Raw genomic sequence first — 20,760 nt, forward strand, 5'->3', positions numbered from 1 at the left:
TTTAAAAGCTCGTCGGACAGCTGAACTCGCTGACAGCGGATAAGAAAAACGGATTTGGTTTGGTGCGCAGCATGACGGTGAAGGCTACCTGACGCCCCCCGATCGTATCGCGCACGACAAACCTGTTCTGCCCGGAGCTGACCCGGTTCGCCCTCACAAACCGGTAAAAGGCCCAATCGCCATGAATTTCCTGCCGGGACCGGTAGCCTGGAACCTCCGGCAGCACGACCAGCACGACCCTGGGGGTTGCGGTGTTGCTCGGCCAATCGAAACTCGCCGGCAGGGGCTGAATTTCCGCATTGAAGCCAGGACCCCTGTTGACCATCACCAGGTTTCCGTTGACCTCAAGGCTGGCCGCATCCGCCTGTTGCGACAATGATCTTGGAACCACTTGGAGGCCAATTGACGGATAGGCATTGCCTGTCGGGAAAAATGCCCGCCGGATCAGATCCGCCCGTTCGAACTGGCGCAAAGTGGCATTTGACAAACGGTCCGCCTGGGCAACTTCCGGCTTGTAAGTCCATGGGCGGTTACTGGTGTCGACCAGGGCCTTGAGGTTCTGATCGAAGAACTGCTGCATGATCCCGGAGGGGGCAAACAGCCGGGCAAACTCGGTCATGGGCACTTCCGAGCGGCCATTCGTAAAGGGATAGTTCCGCCCAACGATCTTCTGGCAGGCTCCTGTCACGTCCGATTTCAATTTTTCGTTCAACTGGGTAATCGAGGTTTCCGCGAACTCCTCATCGAATTCCTTGGCCGCCTGCAGGATCAGCTTGTCGAACGGGTTCGGAAACCGGGTAGCGTTCGAGCGCAGCAAGGATGCCTGAATTTGAACATTGGCATTCGCGGTTTCGCTCTGCAGCGGGTTGTTGGCAACGACCAGAAGATTGTCGAGGATATTTTTGAAGTTCAGCAGAAGCGCATCAATCCGTCGATTGGTCTCGCCTTCGACCAGGACATGATACGGCCGGAAGTGATCTTCGATTGCCTTGCCCGGAATAATCGCCGGCCCGCCGCCCCCGGTCGCGCTGTTCAGGGCATTCGACAATCCGCCCGGCGCCAAGGCCTGCAACCCGGCTTCAATGCCGATCCGTTTCAGCCCCCCGCTTGAATCGATCACATAGCGCTGGAAGATTTTCTGGGCAGCGTCCGACCCCGCATCAGCAGCGGACCCGGATGCACCGGTTCCGGGAATACCCTGTCCAGGTTGGTCCGTGGTCAGTGATGTTTCCCGGCGGATGCTTTCAAGGAGCTGGACAACCGGGGATGTCGGGGCCGATACCGCCTGCAAGGTGGTATAAAGCGGCTTGTCTCCGCGCATCGACTTGAATTTCAAATTGGCAAGGGCACTGTCCCAAGTGTCGATAAAATCCTTGGTATATAGAGCCAGGATTTCCGCCGGAAGGGACTGATACTGACCGGAGATCGCCTCGCCTTCACCAATATCTCCAAAGACCCATTTGTCGCGTTCCAGTTCTTCGCGGATCCCCGCCAAATTCGGCAGAACAGAAAGGTGAAACCCGGGATAGGTGAAAAACTTGTCGATCATCACCGTATCGAGCGTGTCACCGTTTTCCGTCTCGAAAACCGTCTCCATGTCCGGTCCGCCGCGCTGAGCCGCAATCCAGTCTTCGCTTGTCAGACCCTTGGCCCGTGACTTTAACAGCGCATACCCGCGTTCCGCGATGCTGACCCTTGCAAGTTCCCGCTGGACTTCTTCAACCAAAACCCCGTCGAGCTGGCTCGTCAGAACATTGCCGCCGAAATCAAGATCCAGCATCGCGGCAATATGGGCATTCAGGGACGCCCGGTCGGCTTCAAATTCCGGACCGGGGAAACTGGCCAGGAAATCCGCGCGGAAGGAATTCTTGATCTGCTCTTTGTCTATTTCCGGCGCATCGCCTGCCACCATCCGGTAGAGCTTTGCCAGATTATAGAGAACGTCGATCTCCGACCCTCTCGGCCCTGTGCGGTTATCGAGGATCTCGGCCATTTGCTCTTCTATACGCAGCAGCAATCTCGGCCTGAGGAGCCGCTCCAGGCCGCTGCGGTAGGACGTGACCCCGGCGGCTTCCAGTCGCTCGCGCTGGCTAAGGCCGAACTGCTCCATCAGCGGAACCGGATTGTCGCGGCTGTCATAACCGGCAGGCAAGGCTCTCAACAGGTTCAGCAGGAAGACTGTATCGCGCAGGCTATCATCGCGCACGATGCGTTGATCCAGAACCCCTTCCCCATTTGCCCGGACGGCGGCAACCGCTTGAGCCGTTTCCTCGATCAGCGCCCGATTGTTGAGGTAACTCATGGTCCAAAGCGTCCCAAGGCCCACGGTTACAAGGGCAATCGCGGCATAGACTGAGATGCGGGCGGCGGTCGCCAAACGGACGGCCTGAATGTTGTGGCTGACCCAGCCGGATTCCCCGATGATCACTTTGGTCAAAAGATCCCGAAGGAAGTAGCTCTTGCCCTGGCCGGAAAGTGCGGCTTGCTGATAGGCGGTCCCAAAAGCCTGGTTCATTGAACCGATCACACGGTCAATGGCCGTCCCGGTTTGGGTCCCGGACGTGAAATAAAACCCGCGCAACACCGCATTCGGATAATAGCGGCTTGGCTCGAATATCGCGTTCATGAAGCCTGCGAGACGCTCCTTGAGCGCTGCCACCTGTGTCGGGAAACCAAACAGCATCAATCGGGCCCGCGGGTCCGGTTCTTCCTGAAGGCGGTCGGCAAGTTCCTCGTTCAGCCGCTCGATGAGCAGGTCAAACTCCGCGGGCGTCTCGGAGACCATGTTCTTGTTCTTCTCGCGCGTTTGAAACGTCGCGCCCCAAACAAGATTTCTCCGGCTCTCCGCATAGGAGCCGAAAAATTCCATGAAACCGGCAACCGTATCTGCCTTTGTAAAGACCACATATACAGGGAAATCGATCTTCAACGTCTTGTAGAGTTCAACGAGGCGCGCCCGGATGGCATCCGTGTGCAGCTTGATATCGGCGTCCGGAAGGGTCATCAGATCTTCCAGGCTGATGGCCACCATGACACCGTTGATCGGTTGGCGCGGTCTTGCCTTGCGCAAGATTTTCAAGAAGCCGAGCCAGGCCTCGCGGTCATGATCCTGATCGGAATCCTGCGTGGTGTAGCGGCCTGCGGTATCAATCAGCACCGCATCCTCGGCAAACCACCAGTCGCAGTACCGTGTCCCGCCAAAGCCCTCAAGTTTCTGCGCCTCGCCCTTGCCGCGGGATCCGGCAAATTTCAAACCGCAATTCATCAAAGCCGTGGTCTTGCCCGCGCCAGGGGGGCCAATCATCAAATACCAGGGAAGATCGTAGAGATAGGTGCGCGAATTGGCGCTCGATGTCTTGAGCGTTTTGAGCGCGTCCTTCATCCGTTCAGACAGGATCTGCAGGTCTTCGTCGCTCGCCTTGGGCTGCAGAATTTCCTGCTCAAGCTGACGGTTGGCGGCAATCCGGCGGTAGATCCGGTACCCGGTCCAGCCTCCAATCAATAGCGCGATCAGCAAGGACAGGGTCAGGCGGATCCAGAAGGGCTCGAACGGCCGGAAACCGCTGATCGCCAGAAAGGGGCCACCGAACCAGATCAGCGCAATCAGGGCCAGAACCCCTGCGATTATTGCTGTTACTCCGAACCAGAACTTCATTTGGCCTGCTCTCTTCCGCTCACCCGTCATTGCCTGCAAGGACATCCGCATCCGTCCCTGCCGGTTTGAGGAAAACCTCGACCCGCCGGTTCAGTGCCTTTCCTTCCCGGCTTGTGTTGGGTGCGACCGGTTCGTCAGCTCCTCGTCCTTCAACTTGCACACGCCCCGGCGCTTGAAGTATGCCTTGCATCACACCCGCGACAGACTTTGCCCGTTCCACAGACAGATGCCAGTTTGTCGGAAAACGCGGATTGTTCCGGATCGGGTCGCTATCGGTATGACCGACGACAAGAATTTCGCCGTCAACACCGTCGAGGGTCTGGGTAACCTGCTCGACCAGCAGCTGGAACTCCGGGCGCAGCGTTGCGGCAGCTACATCAAATTGAGCCCGCATACGCAGCATGATCGCGGGGCCCGCCTGCGCAATTTCTAGCCCTTCGATCCCCGAAAGCTGTTTTGTGACCTGATCGATTGGCGCATCTTCAGGCGGCGGCGGCGGTGGTGGCGGTTTCGGCTGATAGCCCTCGCGTGCAAGTTCAACCGGGCCAGCCGGGTAGAGCGCGGACGCCCGGCTCGCAACCACTTCGCTGCCGCTTGCCAGCAACAGCATCAATGTCACATAACCGCCCAGGAGAATGGCACCGGCGATAGCTGCGACCGACCAGATCGGAACGCTGAACCCCGTCCGCTTTTGCATCAGGTCAAGCCCGCGCCAGTGCGGCGACAGATCATCACCTGGCCTTGGCCTGACCCGGCGCAGAATTTCATGCAGATCCCGCCGCTCGCGTTCCAGCCCCTGCTGCCCGCCCTGGATCGCGCGGTATTTTCCGTAAAATCCGAGCGACAAGCAGGCATGCATCACCTCAAGGACACCATAATTGCGGCCCGGATCCTGTTTCGCCTTTTCGAGCAACTGGAAAAACTCGACCCCGCCGGTTGCCTGACCAAAGAATTGGGTCAGCATGGAATATTGAGTCCATTGATGCCGTCCCGCCGAGGGCAGGTTCTGGACGATGTCATCGGATGTCGCGCACAAGGCATAGGCTGCGGACCGGATCTGGTCGTCCGATATGCCGGTGTTTCTAAGGTCCTGCTCGAAACGCTTTATCGCGTTGTAGACATCTCCCATAAGCGCATCGAATTGCGCGTCGGTCATGGTCAGATGCAGCCGGCCCAGAAGAAGCAATAACGGCGCGGCGGCACGGGAGATCGGGTTCCTGTTGGCAACACTGATCTGGTTGAGATCGGGCGTGCTGGCAAGTTGCCCCTGTCCGGGGAGCGGCTGCCCCTGCGGTCCAGACTGCGGCGCGGCCTGAGGTGGCTGGCCGGGGCCGGGTTGTGCCGCAGGTGGCGGGCGATGAAGGTCAGGCGCCTGCTGCTGGCCATATTCGTAGCCCGCCGGGGTTGGGGCATAGGGATCCTGGCCCTGTCCCTGCCCTTGCCACGGATCGGCCGGGCGTCCCTGCCCCTGTGGCGGAGGCTGGTGCGGCGCGGCCGGAGCAACCGGCGGCCTGCCTTGTTGCGGCATGGGCGGTTGGGGCGGGGCTTGCGGCGGCTGTTGTCCGCCATCAGGCCTTTCCGACCATCGCCCGCCGGGGTTTGGCTTGACGATTGTCTTGCCTTGCCGTTTGGAAACACCAAAGGGATCGTCATTGTCGGCCATCACCGGCCCTCCCGGATGGCATAAAACTCAAGCTGTAGATCCGGCCAGTTACCCGCGAATTGAAGCCCAATCGCTGAATCCTGGCTGAATTCCCGCCAAAGCGGTGTGGTCTTGTCGAGCCGGAAATAGACCCGGTCCGTCAGCGCACGGATCTGTGCGGGGGGAACCGGCATGTGGATCAAGGGTATGCCTGGGAGATTGGAATAGACGATCTGGCGCATCTGGCCGAATGGCCCGACCTTGAAGAGCTTTGGAAACTCGTTCTGGATTTCGGTCAACGGTCTGCGGGCAGCGACTTCCAGCACGAAACTGGCCTGGGAGAACAGATTCCGATCGACAATGATCGACTTGAACGCATTCGGCGCCAATTGCTCCAGAGGCAACCGGATTGCCCGGCGGTCATATCCTGCGGACAGAAATGCCTGGATGTCGGCCAGGACCGGCTTGAATACATCGTGCAGACGGTCGTGGTCATAAACGGGATAGCTGCGCGCGCGCCGCTCCTCGGTCGCAAACGTCGCAAGCTCACCGGCCATCTGCAAGAGCATCGTATAAAGCCGTTCGGGATGGATATAGGCGGACTTGCGCAAATGCATCAAATGCGGATGGGTCCGGTTGAGCATCTGAAGGGTCAGATAGTCGAAATTCTGCAGGCCACCGCCCGCCGACGTGTCCGCGGCATAACGTGCCAGCTCGCTCAGCTTGCGCTCAACCCAGCCGATGACGGAATCGATCCAGCCGGTCACCACCGGGTGCACGTGGCAGGCAAGGACCGGAGGCGCAAAGCTGCTATCGGTGATGACGATTCGGTCCTTGATCTCCGTAATGCGGGCAACCGGCAGACAGACCTGCCCCGGATGCGGCGTTGCGCGGATCGAGTACATCAGGCGCGGATGGGCAACGTCGATTTCCTCTTCCAGCCGGACGGCCGACGTGGAGTCGATTATGGTCTCCCGTCCTTGCAGATACCGGGTTGCCATATCGTCCCGGCCATTGGCCACTTCGACCGCATTGACGGTCGTCTCTGGAATTCCGAGCCAGACAATTTGACCGGCCGCGTCCTCAGGCACATCAATTGCCGGTGGCGGGGTACCGTCTGCGGGAAAATTGAAGACAGTGCCATCTGGAAAGATGCCTCGGCCTTGCCGGAGCGCAAAACGGCATTGCTGCCCCATGTCCTGGTCGATCTCAACATCGGCAAATCCCCAAGGATAGGGAGATGCGAGCCGCACGCGTTCATCCAGCAAATGCTCCGCATAACGGTCGCTTTGCTGCAGATGATGCGGCCTCAAAAAAAGGCCTTCCGTCCATGCAACTTTACTATACCAAGACATAAAGGCACTGCTCCTTGTTCCACGGCCGTTTGCCGGGACCTGCTATCTTTAAAAAATTCAAGGCATCTGCCCAGGTTCATCCGCTGAACCGGGCGAACTCAGGTCTTCGTAACTTTCGGTAAAATACTGCGTGAAGACACCGACCAGTCCGTCGTCATGGCTGGCGCTTATGGATGTCCAACGTTCCTCAATCCGGTCCCACAATTTTGCTTTCGGATTTCCAAAGGTGCTCTTTTGAGGCGGCGCGGCAGCTTCAATTGCTGCCGGTGATAAGGTGTCCTGCAATCGGGCGGCCGCTTTCTGCATCGCAGAATAGGTCCATACATGATGTTTCTGGATGTCCTTGAACGCTGCCGTCATGGCCCTTTCCAGGGGCAAATACCCATTGGCCTCAGCCTGCTCGGACAACATGGTTTGCAGCGCCATTTGCGGTGTTGGCGAGAATTTCAGCGCATTGTTGCCGGTGCGGCTGATAAGCGTCCGGTTGGCATTCCGTGTCAGCGCCTTAACCTGGCTGCGCGCCTGCAGCAGCCCCATCAGATCGCCGGTCATGGTTTGCAATATGCTGCCAAGTTCCCTTGCAAATTCCTCCGGGTCCCGATCCGCGACGATATTTTCCGGAATACCTGCACCTTGTGCAAATGCCTTGAGGAGAGCCTTGCCGCCATCGTTTCCAGCATCCTGCGGGACGACGCCGGCCTGCGGCTCCGCCGATAAGGAGACCGCGCCATCTCCGGCGGCATTTTCAGGTCCACTCTCAAGTTCAGGTGCACTCTGCAGGGACGGCCCGGCACTTGCCGCTGATGCTTGCAGCCTTGGTCCATTAGGCGAGATGACAGGCGCCGCCACGGGAGGTGCTTGATCATGTCCGCCGGGAACATGGACGGGCGCTTCTCGAATGGACGCGTTGACGCTTTCCGGGTATCCGCCCGGATCTGGATTTGGCGGCTCTGGTACCACCGGGGCCTCGGCGGGTGGCGGTGCGGTCTGCGGCAAAGCTGCCTGAGGTGGCTCCGGCTGACCGAGATCCGGCATTCCGAAGAGCGGTTCGGCCGGCTGTGGCGGTGTTGATGATGACGCGGCTGGCGGGGGTGCCGGACTGGCCTGGACCGGGGCAACGGGCTGAGGGGCTGGTTCAGGCTGCGGCGTCCCCCCCTCAGAGCGCTGAAGGTCCGGCTGTTGGGCCAAATGATCAAGCGAATCCCCGAATAGCGGACGCACCGGGGCGGCTCCCTGTGGAACATGTCCCGTGTCAAAAAGGCCTGGATCAGCGGTCCCGGACGCCGGGCCCTGCTGTCCCCAGACATCATCTGCCGGCGTCCCGATACCGGGTGTTTGAGATGGTGGCGCATGGCGCCCTTCCACACCTGCCCCTGGGGCTGCGCCCCACACATGGCCTGCATCCGGTTGCGGATAGGGATGTGCTGCAGCAGCGCCCGGTTCCGGCCAAGCGGCAGGCGGCTCGGGCAAAGGGGGTGCTGGCGCAGCCCACTGCGGCTGACCGGAGGAGACCGGCTCCAATGCGGGCGAGTGGGACTCGTCGAGGCCGACGCTTATGATGTAATCGCCAATCATCAGCCGGTCCCCAGAGCGCAAGGCATGCGCCTGATCCATCCGGTTCGGATTGCCGTTCAAAAATGTGCCGTTGGTCGAGACGTCGTAGAGAACATATTGCCCGCCCTCAAACCGGACTTCGCAATGTTTTCCCGAAATGACGCGTTGCGGGTCGGGTAGGCTCCAGTCCAGATGCTCGTGGCGCCCGATATCGAAACCCCGGTCGACACAGCTGTAGCTGATCTGACCCCCGGTTTCCAACCGGTCCTTGTTTTCGATCTGGAGCGTGATACGCATCTCCGCCCGTCCTCAATCTTAGATTCTGGCTTCAAAGGTCATCGGCGTTCGGATACTCACCGGAGGCATCGCAGCGCCCTTGGCAAATGTCAGTCCGGCGGACAGACACGCTTCAAGCGCTTCCTCCCGCTCCTGCGGCCCGAGCGAGCCCAAGGCGATCAGGACGGCCGTGTTGACCGCCTTCGCCGTCAGGCCATCCGGCATATCCACCCGGTGGTCCGGATTGGGTGACAAGGACCCGCCGGACCATCCGGCTGCCAAGCCAATCCAAACCGCAGCGCTGTCAGCCTTGGTCGCTTCCGCCGCCGCATGAACCGCCGCGCGGGCTTCTTCATCGCCTTCCCGGACCCAGGCTTCGCTGAGGGCAAGCACGTGATGATCATCGGCGGATTTGTTGGTGTCGAGCCCGCTCACGCACTTCATGCCCCACCAGACGGATTCCCGTTTCGGCAGAAGATGCGCAAAATAGGCCAGGGCCGAATACGGGGCATCGCCCTCTTTCAGCTCCAGAGCGAACGCTCCTGGGTCCGCGTCCGCTTCCGGTTCCGTCACCGTCTCGGCCAGATCCGGGTATGTTTCAAAAACCTGTTTCGCGTTTGTAAACCGGATACGTGATGCCATCTGGCTCCTCCGTTCATCCGTTGCGCCCAAGCCGGTCCGATCCCTAGTTGATCAAGACCAAGCCCCCGTTCAATTTCAACAGTGCCGTGCCTTTGACGTCCGTCATCAAACCTGTCGCTGTAAGCTGGCCCATTGCTTTCACATCGATTGTCGGAGATTCAATCTGGATCGATGCTGGTGTCATGACGATCTTGCTCATCCCGCAGACGAATTCGATCTTCATGCCCGCTTCCACCTTCCAGACCTTTCCGATCTCCTCCGTCGTATTGTTCCCGACCTTTTCGGTCCGGTTCACATCGATTTTCGTTTCGCGGCAGTTTTTGACATGCAGCATCTCATCGTTCTCGATGACCGTCTCCATGTCCTTTTGTGCATGCATGCCGATAAGTTCCTGACCCTTGGTGTCGTCAAAAACAAACTCGTTGTAGCCGCCTCCGCCAACAGTCGAATCGGACTTAACACCGGCCTTGTTCTTTTCTCCCGGAAGCGCATAAGGCGGCATATTCTCTGCGTTGTAGACCGTACCAATTATGATCGGCTGGTCCGGATCTCCTTCCAGGAATTGAACAATTACCTCCTGGCCGACACGGGGGATGACAATTCCGCCCCAATTCTTGCCGGACCATACTTGTGCAACACGCACACGGCGTGACTGGGTCTTGTCCCGATCCCAGTGAAATTCGACCATGATCTGGCCGTACTCGTCCACATCGATTTCGCCTTGGCCCACGACTTTTGCCGTCTGGGGGCCGGGAATGCGGGGTTTTGCGGTAACTGCCGGGGTTCGGAAGGGGATATCCGAGGACAGGACATCATAGGTGCCCGTATAGGCCTCACCCTGCCCGCTCGAACTGCCCGAGCGGTATTCTTCCGTGATGATCTGGTGGCTGGCCCGCAAAACAAGATATTCCTTGTTCTGCGGTCCATGCGGGTGGTCCTTCAACGTGAAAAGGCCGCCTGCGAAAAACCGGGACACCTCCCCGGCTGTCTCAATGCGCTTGTCGCCGGCCTGCTCCGCCTCCAGCCTGATCTTGCTGTAGGCCGTCCCCTTGTCCTTCTCAGTGTAGCGGCCCGGGTAGTCATAATGCTCAAGGCTGCCTGCCCGGTAGGCAGAGCCGGCATCCCGGTCGGCCTCCAAAGAAGCGCTAGGTTTTTCAAAGTCGTAGTCATTGACCGCGAATTTTCCCGTCCGGAACTTCCGGCTCGGCACCCAATGATAGATGTGTTCCTCATCCCGCTGGCTGTCCCCGCCGATTGGGATAAAGGGAATTGCCGGATCGCCCTCAATTGGCGAGTAGGACGATTTCCCGTCCGCAAGGATCATCGTGTGTTTGCCGTCCTCGTACTCGAAGAAATACGAGATCCCGAACTCCTCCATGAGCCGGCAGCAGAAATCATGGTCGGACTCACGGTATTGAACGCAATAATGGATCGGATCATAGCTTTCGGTCAGGTTCTTGCGATGATCTGCAAAATCATGCTCGCCGAGCACTTCTGAAATGATTTCAGGCGCGGTCTTGTCCTTGAATATCCGGCAGTTGGAGTTCTTCGTAAGCAACCAGAACCACGGCCGGAGTGTGAGCCGGTAAATGTAATAGGACTCCCTGTGGCCAAGCCATCGGGCATCGGTTAGCAAACCGTCGAAATACCGTGTGTCGCCATTATTGGTGACGACCTTCGTGGTCATGTGCGTGGCAATGGCCTGGTCGAATTCAAGATCTTCGTTTTGGCTGAGCACTTCCAGCCGGATCTCAAAATCCTGACTGATGCCTTCGTCGCACTCTATCGATACAAGAGCCAGTTCATCCTTGCCGAAGACCGACGTCAGCTCGGCCATTCGCTTCAATTGTTTCAATTGACCCTGAACCACGAAACTCTCCTCGGAACAATGAGACCTGGGAAGTGCTCTCAGCACGTTTTCCAGGTTCTACGCTGTTTCCGATCCAAATAATGTGCTCAACGACACAGTTGATGCAAATATTTTAAATCGCAACAATAACCCTTTTTCACAACAGACCGAAGGTTCCGCTTGTGACGCCCGTCACACACGAAACACTCGTTCCATTTACTTCACCGCCTCACCAACGTAACACACCCACGTTTTTCTTGCTTCTTAAACGGGATCGGCCATACTGATATCAAAACGTACTTTAGTGACTTCCGCCACATAATTTTATTGCAGACAATTCCATAGTGCGCTCAGTCGCCGGTTTCGGCTCAAATGATTGATAGCTCACAAAGGGAGATTGGAAAATGACCTCCGCAAACCGCCAGATTTCACAAGCCAGCCGCCGCCCGAAGCGCCCGGGCATCCTTATGGCTAGTCTTGCCGCTTCGATTGCGGCCACGATGGCAGTGGCTTCGCCGGAACCGGTTCTGGCGCAGGACACAACTTATTCGGCCGACGACGTCACGCGCCACTTCAAGCAGCTCAAGACACGATCCTTGAAGCCAACCGGGCAAACACGTGCACTGTGCATTGGAACCCGCGACGAGTGTTCTCCCGGCGGCGCGGCATCGCCTGAGACGGGTCAAATCGCCGTCAAGCCAGATGGCGGCACAGCAGGCAACGCAGGAACTGGCGATACGGCTGCAGCCACTCCGGACCCGGAAACCAATGCCATTGGAGAAGGTTTCAATCTTCTCGTTTCCTTCGAGTATGCATCTGCGCGTCTCAGCCCGACCGCACAGGCGAACCTCCGGGAATTTGCCAAAGGCATATCGGACCCGGATCTCGAAGCTGCGAAGTTCGTCATAGAAGGCCACACCGACGGCATCGGATCAGCCAGCTATAACCAGCGCCTGTCTGAAGACCGGGCCAGCGCCGTTACGGAATATCTGGTTTCACTCGGGGTTGGCCGTGATCGCCTGAAAACCATCGCCTATGGTGAATCCCGGCCGAAGGTTGCCGACAAATATGATCCGGTCAACCGCCGGGTCGAGAGCCGATTGGTTCTGGAATGAACCCGGCATAACACCGGCCAACTGGCGGCAGAACGCCTTGATCTGAATTGGCGCCGCGCCTTGGGGGATGCATGGAGCTCGATCCGAATATCTACGGCATGGAAATCGCACCCGGTGCCGGGTGCGGGCCTGATCTCTATGACACGGATCCAGCCTTTGCCGCGCTGATGGATTCTTGCGAGGAAATGCTTCCGGAGCGGTTTGGCGATTTCGACCGGAGCGAAATCGACTTTCCAGACCTGTTCAAGCAAATGGACGGCTTTTTAAAGCAGTCCCGCGATTTACGGCTACTTGTTTTCCTTGGCCAATTCGCCCTTTTGAGCGGAAACCTGCACCTTTTTGCAAACACCGTGCGGACCATCGGCACATTGCTCGATGCCCATTGGGATGCCGTCCATCCGGCGGACGGCGACTTCAATTTCATGGAACGTATGGGCGCTCTTGAGGGCCTGAACAGCCGTCCGACCGTTCTCCTCCCCCTGGCTGCGGCGCCTCTGTTTAAAACCAGGCGCAGCGGGCCGGTGAGCTACCGGGCCGTTCAGGTTGCCGCAGGTCATGAAACTGCGCGTCCGGACGAACATGTCATCTCTTTAGGCGCAATCGAAGCGGCTCTGACCTCTGGCGAACTTGAACAGGAAAGCATTGACCGGCTTCTAGAGGACCTTTCTGCGCTGCCAGAGGTTCTGGCCGGGATCTGCCAGACCTGCTCGTCAAAACTGTCGGAAGCCAGCGCAAGTTCGAACCCGCCCGACTACTCGCCGCTGATCCAGCTCCTCAAGGACATGGGGCAGGAACTGAACCTCCGGCTCGGCCGGGCGACAGGCGATACCGGGGAAGCGGAACCGGACGGCGGCAAGGCAGAACACACCGCACCGGCGGCCGCCGAAACCACAGGCTCGTCCCAGGAACTCAAAAATGCGGCGCAGGCGAAGTGCCTTCTAGAGCAGGTGGAGAATTACTTTGCCTCCCGGGAGCCGTCGCATCCGGCGCTCTTTTTGGTGCGCGAGTCCCGTGGGCTTGTCGGCAAAACCTATCTGGATGCGTTGAAGATCCTCATGCCGCGGCGTTTCGATGATGTCAGCCTTATCCTCGGCACTAGCGGGCTTCAGCTGTCAAACGACCGTCTGGTCGATCTGAATGACAGCGGTACGGGAGATCTAGGCGACATGGACGGCTTTGAGCCGCCCCAGATCACAAACCGGACCGAAGCGATGCGCGGGATCGGCGCCGTGAAGGCCTATTACGCCGCCAATGAACCCACGAGCCCGATCCCATTGCTTCTGGACGAAGCCCAAACCATGAGTTCAGGCTCCTTCACCGGACTTCTGAACCTCTTTTTGAGACCGGAGGAGGAATAATACGGAAGTTGGGCACCGTGCTTCCGCAGCGTTTCTGCGGCTACATTCTTGACAGGCGAAAACAATCGGTCCTCAATAATTGAAGTATTTTTGAAATCCGCCGCACCTGTGACCGCGATCACTATGAATCACATGTTTCTGAAGTACATTTACTCCAACAGAACAAAGCGCAGGCACATATAAAATAAAAAAACATAAACTGCCGCGCTTGTATTTGACTGAACTTGATTTGCACGAAAGCAAATCCAGTAAATGAAAGGCAAGTACGATGGCGTCTAATAGCGGGCAAAGCTTTATAAAGCGGAACAGACCTCCGCGCGTCCACATTTTCTATGAAGATCCGTTCGATGCAGAGCAGAAAGTAGAACTGCCGTTTGTCATGGGCGTCATGGCAGATCTGTCGGGTGACAATCCAGGCGTCGACAAGCCGGACATTGATGACCGGAAACTTCTCGATATCGATATGGACAACTTCTCCTCGCGGATGAAGGCCATTCAGCCCGGCACGTCCTTTACGGTAAAGGACCGCCTCTCCGGCGAAGACAACAGCAAGATGAGCGTCCAGTTGAAATTTGAAAACATGGACGACTTCAGCCCGGGCCGTGTTGCCGAGCAGGTACCTGCCTTGAAAAAACTGCTCGATGCGCGCCGCAGTCTGGCAGCCCTGCGCACGATGATGGACGGCCGCGTCCAAGCCATCAGCCAGCTTGAAGAACTCACCCGGGACCCTGCCCTCATGCAGGCCCTGGCTCAGAAAATCGAAGCCGACAAATCCGCCGATGCAAAAGGCGACGCCGGCGGCGATACCGAGGAGGCATAAATGAGCAGCACCGATACCAGCACACAGGCCGGAGCCGCACCTGCAGGTGACGTTGCCAGCGAGAAAAGCCCGGAAGAGTTCGCCTCGATCCTGAAGCAGAACTTCCGCATTAAAAATGAAAATGATACGGCCAACGCGCTTGTCGATACGGCCATGTCGACATTCCTGTCGGAGGCCCTGTCCGATCAGGCGCTCATCAAGGACGATGTCTACGATACGATCGACGAGATGATCGCCAAGCTGGATGAGAAGCTGACCGATCAAGTCAACGAAATCATTCACGCACCGGAATACCAGAAACTGGAAAGCGCCTGGCGGGGCTTGGACTATCTGGTTCACCAGTCCGAGACCGACGCGACGCTGAAACTCCGGTTTTTGAACATCTCGAAGTCCGAGCTGGCCGGTGTGATGAAAAGCTACCGGGGCGCCAAGTGGGACCAGAGCCCGCTCTTCAAGCAAATCTACGAAGCCGAGTTCGGACAGCTTGGCGGACAACCTTTCGGTTGCCTGGTTGGCGATTACGAATTCTCTTATGAGCCACAGGACATCACAATCCTGCGCGGGATGGCGAAAATCGCCTCCGCAGCGCATGCACCGTTCCTGGCCGCTGCCAATCCGCAGCTAATGCAAATGGACAGCTGGACGGAACTTCCTGCAAAGCGGGATCTGTCGAAGATCTTCGATACGGAGATCCATGCACAGTGGCGGACCTTGAGGGAATCCGAAGATGCCCGGTATCTCGGCCTGACCATGCCGCGCGTGCTGGCACGCCAGCCCTATGGCGCAAAGTCCGATCCGGTGGAAGAGTTCGCTTTTGAAGAGGAATTCCCGGAGAACAACCATGACAACTACGCATGGATGAACTCCGCCTATGCCATGGCCTCGAACATCAACCGCGCCTACAAGGAATATGGATGGACAGTCCGTATCCGCGGGGTTGAAAGTGGCGGATTGGTCGAAGATCTGCCAACCCACGTCTTCGAGACGGATGATGGCGGTGTTGACCAGAAATGCCCGGCGGAGATCGCGATATCGGACCGCCGCGAACACGAGATTTCGCGCCTCGGCTTGATCCCTCTGATCCATCGGAAAAACACAGACCAGGCAGCATTCCTGGGCGCCCAGTCGGTCTTCAAACCGCGCCAGTTTTCCGGCCCTGACGGAAAGGATGCCACCGCATCGGACAATCTGTCCGCCCGGTTGCCCTACATGTTCGCGACCACCCGTTTTGCCCATTATCTCAAGGTGATGGTCCGTAACAAGATCGGCTCGACCAAGGAATCCGCCCAGCTTCAGCGCTGGCTGAATGACTGGATCATGGATTACGTCGACGGCGACCCGGACAACTCAACGGAAGAAACCAAGGCCCGCAAACCACTGCGTGAGGCCAAGGTTACCATCGTCGATGATGAGGAGAACCCGGGATACTACCGCGCCCAGTTCTTCCTCAGACCTCATTATCAGCTGGAAGGCATGGACATCGGCATGAGCCTCGCCTCCCGCATTCCGCAAGACGGAAACTGATAGCTGTCTTGCCGGGGGACGGGCTTCTGCCCTCCGGCACGCATCTCAAGGGATGCACCCCGGATTTTTTCCGGGTGGAGGTGACTTTTAACAAGGACGCGCCTTGGGGTTTGGACCGGATGGTCCGAGGTGTTTGTCAGACATGAAACTTTGGCGGCGGATAGCTGAAGCACACCCGCCAACACCCAAGAGGATGTGAACAATGGCTGTAGATTATTATCTTGAATTGGACGGTATCAAAGGTGAAGCCCAGGACAAGACCCACAAGGACAAGATTGACGTTCTGTCCTGGTCCTGGGGCGTTTCCCAATCCGGCACCACGCATATGGGCTCCGGCTCGGGCTCTGGAAAGGCACATTTCCAGGATCTGAGCGTAACGAAATATGTCGACAAGTCGTCGCCTGTGCTGCTTCAGCACGCATCGACCGGCAAGCATATCAGCAAGGGAACCTTGTTCATCCGCAAGGCGGCCGGAGACAGTCCGCTTGAATATATCAAGCTTGAGGTGAAGGACATCATCGTCTCGAATATCTCGACGGGCGGCAGCGGAAATGACGACCGGATTACCGAGAACGTGACGCTGAACTTCGGTGAATTCAAATACATCTACACCGAACAAAAGCCGGACGGCTCCAAGGGCGCCGCCCCCGAGTTTGCCTGGGACATTGCAGCAAACGAGAAGAAGTAACCGGCAATACCTTTTCCGGCTGCAGGGCCACTTGCAGCCGGGATCCTTCTGATTATCTGCCCGCCCGCGGTCCTTTCGCGCTTTCTTGCACCAGGCGGGCCATCATTCAGGACACCGGATGGCACGTGCGCATACAAAACTCCATTCGCCGCTCATGTGGGCATTCCGTGCCATGGATGATCCGGACTACAAGGCCGCCCAGAGCGAGCGCCTGCAAGATGAAAGCGGTCAGCCGCTGAAGGCCGGGCGGCACCTGTCCCGGGCCCATGGGATCTCCGAGCATACGCTTTTGAATGAAGTCCGTCAGGATCTGCAGGCCCTTCTCAATACTGTCAATTTGAATTCCTCCCAGGACCTTTCAGACTTTCCCGAGGTCCAGAGTTCCATCTTGAACTATGGCCTGCCGGACCTGTCCGTGCACATCGTCGACACGGTTCGCATAGACCGCCTTGCCGATGACATCCGGAGCGCCCTCATCCGTTTTGAACCGAGGATGGACCCCAAGACGCTGCATGTTGAACGGGATCAGGAGTATGAAAGCGACACGCTCAAGGTCCGCTTCCTGATCAAGGCGGAAATCCGCTGCGATCCGGTTCGCGTCGGCAGCGAGTTCATCGCCGATGTGGATCCCGCCTTCGGGCGGATCAAGATCTTGGGAGCGGCTGGATGAACCGCGAGTTTCTAGACCTTTACAATCAGGAGCTCACCTATCTGCGCGAACAGGGATCGGCGTTTGCCGAGGCCTACCCGGCTGTTGCCGAACGCTTGGGCGGGCTTCTTGAAGACCGGTCCGACCCGATGCTGTCGGGTTTACTGGAGGGAACCGCCTTTCTGGCGGCCCGCGTTCAGCTGAAAATGAAGCATGAATTCGCGGAATTCACCTCCAACTTGTTTGAGCAGCTGTACCCGTCAGCGCTTGCTCCGATCCCATCCATGGTGCTCGCGCGGGTCACGCCGAAATATGGCGATTCCAATTTGCGCAACGGCATCAAGATCGCGCGCCACGCGCCGATGGAGGCTGTTTTCAGAGAACGGCAGGGAGAAGTCCGCTGCCGGTTCACCCTCTCCGCTCCAATCACCTTGACGCCGTTGGAGCTGACCTCGGCAAAGTACCTGAGTTCTGCCGCGCAAGTTTCAGGTCTGGGCGCGGATATGGCCGAGGACCGCCGCGTCCGGGCCGGACTGTCCCTCACCCTCACTCACCGGATGGCGGAAGATCCCGAACTGGAAGTATCCCAAGACGAGGCACGCCAAAAACCGGAATTTCAGGTCGCAGGCTGCAGAATTGATACGCTTCCGGTTTATCTGACTGGTCCAATCGATTTGGCAGCCCGTGTCTATGAACAGATCTTCGGCCACACGGTTGCCCTTTATATCCGGACAGAAGATGCTTACGGCCAAGTCACATTGCAGCGGCTTCCCATCGACAGCATCGAGCAAGTCGGGTTCGATGAAGAAGATGCCCTGCTGCGCAACGACCGGAGGCTGTTTGTCGGCTTTGACTACCTGCGGGACTATTTCAATTTTCCGCGCAGCTTCCTGGGCTTCCGGCTCTGCGGGCTAAGATCCGCGCTGAACCGCGTGAGAGCAAAATCATTTGATCTTGTTTTTGTGTTCGATGACGCGGACCCGCGCCTGCCGGCTCACGTGGAGAAGAAGATCTTTGCGTTACACACCGCACCGGCCGTCAATCTGTTCGAACGTCAAACAGACCGGGTTCCGATCAAGAAAGGCCAGCATGAGTTTGCGGTCATTCCCGACAGGACCCGGCCGCTCGACTATGAAGTGCATTCAGTTACCGACGTGAATGCCCACTTTTCCGGTGGTGACAAGCTCGCCGTTGAGCCGCTTTACAGCGTCGCTCCGGATGCCGACAAGGCCGGGCACGAATGGTTTTACTCCGTCCGGCGCATGCCCCGCCGCCAATCGTCTTCAGAGCTCCGGCGGATGCAGCCCAATCCATACATCGGGACGGAGACCTACATCTCCATTTCAAGCGGCGCGCAGGCAGCAGCCCTCCTGCAGAGCGGCGACAAGAAACTTGCAGAATTGTCCCTGAAGGTCATGGCATCCAACCGGGCCCTTGCCGCCGATCTTCCGGTAGGCAGCAACCTGGAGACATCGGCGCTCGGCGATTTCCGACTCCTGGATGATACCGGCCTGAAGGTCGATTGCGTATCCGGACCGACACCGCCGCGCCCGCCGCTTCTGTCTTACAATGAACGTCTCGGCGAAGAGGGCCATGTTGGCGCGATTGTCTGGCGGCTCGTAAACATCTTGGCACTCAATCACTCGGGACTCTTGAACGATGGGGCCGGACAAGATGGCCGGTCCTTCCGGGATATCTTGAGCGTCTTTGCTCCTTTGGCAGACAATTCCGCAGACCGGCAGGCGCAGTCGGTCCGCTCTGTTTCAACCCGGCCGGTCGTCCGCCGCCTGCAGCAAAAATCTGGAACTGGGGTCGCCCGGGGGCTGGAGGTTACCATCACCCTCGACGACAAGGCTTTTGAGGGCGCAAGTGCGTTTCTGCTCGGAGCGGTGCTGGATCGATTCTTGTGTGAATATGCGTCGATCAATCACTTCACGCAGTGTGTCATCGCAACAACCGAACGCGGCACGATCATGAAATGGCCGCCGAGAATTGGCGCGAAGGGGATCTTATGACGGCCTCCTCAGACACGCCTGATCCCGATGCCAACAAGACCCGCGTTGACGCGACCGACCGCGCCGAAGCGTTGGACAAGACTGTCATTCGGCCCGGAAAATCCGCGTTCCCTTGGCCCGAGCCACCCGAAACCGAATCTGACCCGTTTCAAAGCCCAGAACCCCCGATCAAGTCGCATGAGATCTTATCGCCTGTCGATGTGGATGCGAGCGATCCGCGTTTGGACGAACTTCCGGCTTTATCGGACACGATCAAATCAACTTCAGCTGACACGCCGGTCACAGAAGATACAGAAATCACGAGCGCTTTCGACAGCGCACCGCAAACGGATGCGGTTGTTGCAGTGGGCCGCGCAGCAGACAGCGAACCTTCCGCCGATCAAGACGAAGAACACGGCGCTGAAGACTTCGCAACGCCGGAACCGGCCCCGCGCATAGAGGTTCCCGTTCAAAAACAATATGCTAGTCTTCTGGCCACACTCGGCGCACAAATAGAAAGCAATCCGGGTGGATATGATCTTCTCGCCGTATTGCGGATGCTGGAGGGTCAGACGGCGCCGGTTAAGGATCACACTGGCGAGCCCGGCAACTCTCCCACCCAAGCCGCGCCCGTGCCGCCACGGATCGGCAAAAGCCAGAGGCTAATGGAAGACATTGTCCGCTTCGGACAAGATCCGTCCAGCGAGTTTGCGCCATCAACAATCGAACGGGCAATGCGCGACCAGCAAGACGGGCTGGTGTTTATGGAACGGTTTCTTGGCATGCTCGGGCCTCATGGGGCCCTTCCCTCCGCCATGACCGATGAAGCCATCATGCGGGGACTGCGCGGGGATGACAGTTTTCCGAGATTTCTCGACGTTTTCAACAATCGCTTCGTGCAGCTCTTCTTCCGCGCCTGGGCGGATGCGAGGCCCATTGCCCAGCATGACCGGCCGGATGATGACCGCTTCTTGAACTATCTTGGGTCGGCCATCGGCATTGGGGCGCCAATCTACCGGGATCTGGACCGGATCGATGACCGCCTCAAACTGCTTTATGCCGGCCTGACCTCCCCGAAGGCAAAAAGCGCGGCGCGCCTCAAAGCCCTCATTTCAGGCGTCTTCGGGGTTCGCGTTGAAATCGAGCAATGTGTGGGCAGCTGGCTGCAACTTGATCCGGACGATCAGCTCGCGGTCGGCGGAAACGGGCTCGGCGGTGCGGGCCGTCTTGGCCGGGACACAATTGTTGGCGCGCGCGTCTATAGCGTAAGCGATAAAATCAGAATACGGATCTATACCAAGGATCTTTCCGAGTATCGCAAGTTCCTGCCGCCAACGCGCACAAAACCAAACGAATGGACGGAAAAACTCTTTGATCTCATCGAATTCTATCTTGGTCTGGAGATCGAATATGAAATCGAATTGGCGCTTCCCAGACATTGCGCTTCCGCCATCTGCATGAACCGCTCGGCGTCCGCAACGCTTGGACATATCGGCTGGCTTAAGCCCCCACACGGCGAATCCGATGCGCCCGGGGATGACAGCCCGGCAGACGATATCCTGACTGACACGCGATTCCGCCCCATCCGCAGACACACCACTGTTTATCAATAGGCATTTACTTCAGAAGGGCCGATACC

14 protein-coding genes are annotated in these 20,760 nt (G+C 58.1%); 8 read left to right on the forward strand and 6 right to left on the reverse strand.

The features are described 5' to 3' along the window. Position 1: 1 nt before the first annotated feature. From tssM to E1180_RS21255, 6 genes are read right to left on the reverse strand one after another with little or no spacing between them, the layout of a single operon-like run. Positions 2–3,655, reverse strand: a complete 3,654-nt coding sequence (gene tssM, locus E1180_RS21230; protein ID WP_196220671.1) for a type VI secretion system membrane subunit TssM — start codon at positions 3,653–3,655, stop codon at positions 2–4. A gap of 19 nt (positions 3,656–3,674) precedes the next feature. Then, positions 3,675–5,318 carry a type IVB secretion system protein IcmH/DotU gene (icmH, locus tag E1180_RS21235; RefSeq protein WP_155194619.1) on the reverse strand — a complete coding sequence of 548 codons (1,644 nt, stop codon included), beginning with the start codon at positions 5,316–5,318 and terminating at the stop codon, positions 3,675–3,677. Next, on the reverse strand, positions 5,318–6,652 hold the full coding sequence (tssK, locus tag E1180_RS21240) for a type VI secretion system baseplate subunit TssK (protein ID WP_155194621.1): 1,335 nt from the start codon (positions 6,650–6,652) through the stop codon (positions 5,318–5,320). The genes icmH and tssK overlap by 1 nt, the downstream gene beginning before the upstream one ends. 57 nt (positions 6,653–6,709) lie before the next feature. Then, positions 6,710–8,503 carry a type VI secretion system-associated FHA domain protein TagH gene (gene tagH / locus E1180_RS21245; RefSeq protein WP_155194623.1) on the reverse strand — a complete coding sequence of 598 codons (1,794 nt, stop codon included), beginning with the start codon at positions 8,501–8,503 and terminating at the stop codon, positions 6,710–6,712. An 18-nt stretch (positions 8,504–8,521) separates the two neighbouring features. After that, positions 8,522–9,124 carry a DUF6931 family protein gene (locus E1180_RS21250; RefSeq protein ID WP_155194625.1) on the reverse strand — a complete coding sequence of 201 codons (603 nt, stop codon included), beginning with the start codon at positions 9,122–9,124 and terminating at the stop codon, positions 8,522–8,524. Between the two features lie 43 nt (positions 9,125–9,167). Next, complete coding sequence (locus E1180_RS21255; RefSeq protein ID WP_155194626.1) at positions 9,168–10,994, reverse strand: type VI secretion system Vgr family protein; 1,827 nt, start codon at positions 10,992–10,994, stop codon at positions 9,168–9,170. A gap of 383 nt (positions 10,995–11,377) precedes the next feature. On the opposite strand from E1180_RS21255, the gene E1180_RS21260 reads away from it, so the two are divergent. The 8 genes from E1180_RS21260 to tssG all read left to right on the forward strand — a co-directional run bounded on the left by E1180_RS21260 (position 11,378) and on the right by tssG (position 20,734). Next, entirely contained in the window at positions 11,378–12,088 is a 711-nt protein-coding gene (locus E1180_RS21260; protein ID WP_155194629.1) for an OmpA family protein, read from the forward strand. 71 nt (positions 12,089–12,159) lie between these two features. Beyond that, positions 12,160–13,446, forward strand: coding sequence for a type VI secretion system protein TssA (locus E1180_RS21265; protein WP_155194631.1), 1,287 nt, complete (start codon positions 12,160–12,162; stop codon positions 13,444–13,446). Positions 13,447–13,714: 268 nt separating this feature from the next. Then, entirely contained in the window at positions 13,715–14,266 is a 552-nt protein-coding gene (gene tssB, locus E1180_RS21270) for a type VI secretion system contractile sheath small subunit (RefSeq protein WP_155194633.1), read from the forward strand. Beyond that, complete coding sequence (tssC, locus tag E1180_RS21275) at positions 14,267–15,790, forward strand: type VI secretion system contractile sheath large subunit (protein ID WP_155194635.1); 1,524 nt, start codon at positions 14,267–14,269, stop codon at positions 15,788–15,790. 202 nt (positions 15,791–15,992) lie between these two features. Then, positions 15,993–16,478, forward strand: a complete 486-nt coding sequence (locus E1180_RS21280; protein WP_155194637.1) for an Hcp family type VI secretion system effector — start codon at positions 15,993–15,995, stop codon at positions 16,476–16,478. A gap of 118 nt (positions 16,479–16,596) precedes the next feature. Further along, positions 16,597–17,148, forward strand: a complete 552-nt coding sequence (gene tssE, locus E1180_RS21285; RefSeq protein WP_155194639.1) for a type VI secretion system baseplate subunit TssE — start codon at positions 16,597–16,599, stop codon at positions 17,146–17,148. Further along, positions 17,145–19,142 (forward strand): type VI secretion system baseplate subunit TssF, encoded by a 1,998-nt coding sequence (tssF, locus tag E1180_RS21290; protein WP_155194641.1) that lies wholly within the window; start codon positions 17,145–17,147, stop codon positions 19,140–19,142. Before tssE ends, tssF begins: the two co-directional genes overlap by 4 nt. After that, positions 19,139–20,734 carry a type VI secretion system baseplate subunit TssG gene (gene tssG, locus E1180_RS21295; protein ID WP_196220672.1) on the forward strand — a complete coding sequence of 532 codons (1,596 nt, stop codon included), beginning with the start codon at positions 19,139–19,141 and terminating at the stop codon, positions 20,732–20,734. Before tssF ends, tssG begins: the two co-directional genes overlap by 4 nt. Positions 20,735–20,760: the final 26 nt, after the last annotated feature.

Origin of the sequence: Roseibium denhamense (assembly GCF_009711415.1) — a bacterium.
Taxonomy (GTDB): domain Bacteria; phylum Pseudomonadota; class Alphaproteobacteria; order Rhizobiales; family Stappiaceae; genus Roseibium; species Roseibium denhamense.

Bases quoted from the DNA above. Each gene is read 5' to 3' on its own strand.
- tssM (WP_196220671.1), bottom strand. From the start codon at position 3,655: ATGAAGTTCTGGTTCGGAGTAACAGCAATAATCGCAGGGGTTCTGGCC.
- icmH (WP_155194619.1), bottom strand. From the start codon at position 5,318: ATGGCCGACAATGACGATCCCTTTGGTGTTTCCAAACGGCAAGGCAAG.
- tssK (WP_155194621.1), bottom strand. From the start codon at position 6,652: ATGTCTTGGTATAGTAAAGTTGCATGGACGGAAGGCCTTTTTTTGAGG.
- tagH (WP_155194623.1), bottom strand. From the start codon at position 8,503: ATGCGTATCACGCTCCAGATCGAAAACAAGGACCGGTTGGAAACCGGG.
- E1180_RS21250 (WP_155194625.1), bottom strand. From the start codon at position 9,124: ATGGCATCACGTATCCGGTTTACAAACGCGAAACAGGTTTTTGAAACA.
- E1180_RS21260 (WP_155194629.1), top strand. From the start codon at position 11,378: ATGACCTCCGCAAACCGCCAGATTTCACAAGCCAGCCGCCGCCCGAAG.
- E1180_RS21265 (WP_155194631.1), top strand. From the start codon at position 12,160: ATGGAGCTCGATCCGAATATCTACGGCATGGAAATCGCACCCGGTGCC.
- tssB (WP_155194633.1), top strand. From the start codon at position 13,715: ATGGCGTCTAATAGCGGGCAAAGCTTTATAAAGCGGAACAGACCTCCG.
- tssC (WP_155194635.1), top strand. From the start codon at position 14,267: ATGAGCAGCACCGATACCAGCACACAGGCCGGAGCCGCACCTGCAGGT.
- E1180_RS21280 (WP_155194637.1), top strand. From the start codon at position 15,993: ATGGCTGTAGATTATTATCTTGAATTGGACGGTATCAAAGGTGAAGCC.
- tssE (WP_155194639.1), top strand. From the start codon at position 16,597: ATGGCACGTGCGCATACAAAACTCCATTCGCCGCTCATGTGGGCATTC.
- tssF (WP_155194641.1), top strand. From the start codon at position 17,145: ATGAACCGCGAGTTTCTAGACCTTTACAATCAGGAGCTCACCTATCTG.
- tssG (WP_196220672.1), top strand. From the start codon at position 19,139: ATGACGGCCTCCTCAGACACGCCTGATCCCGATGCCAACAAGACCCGC.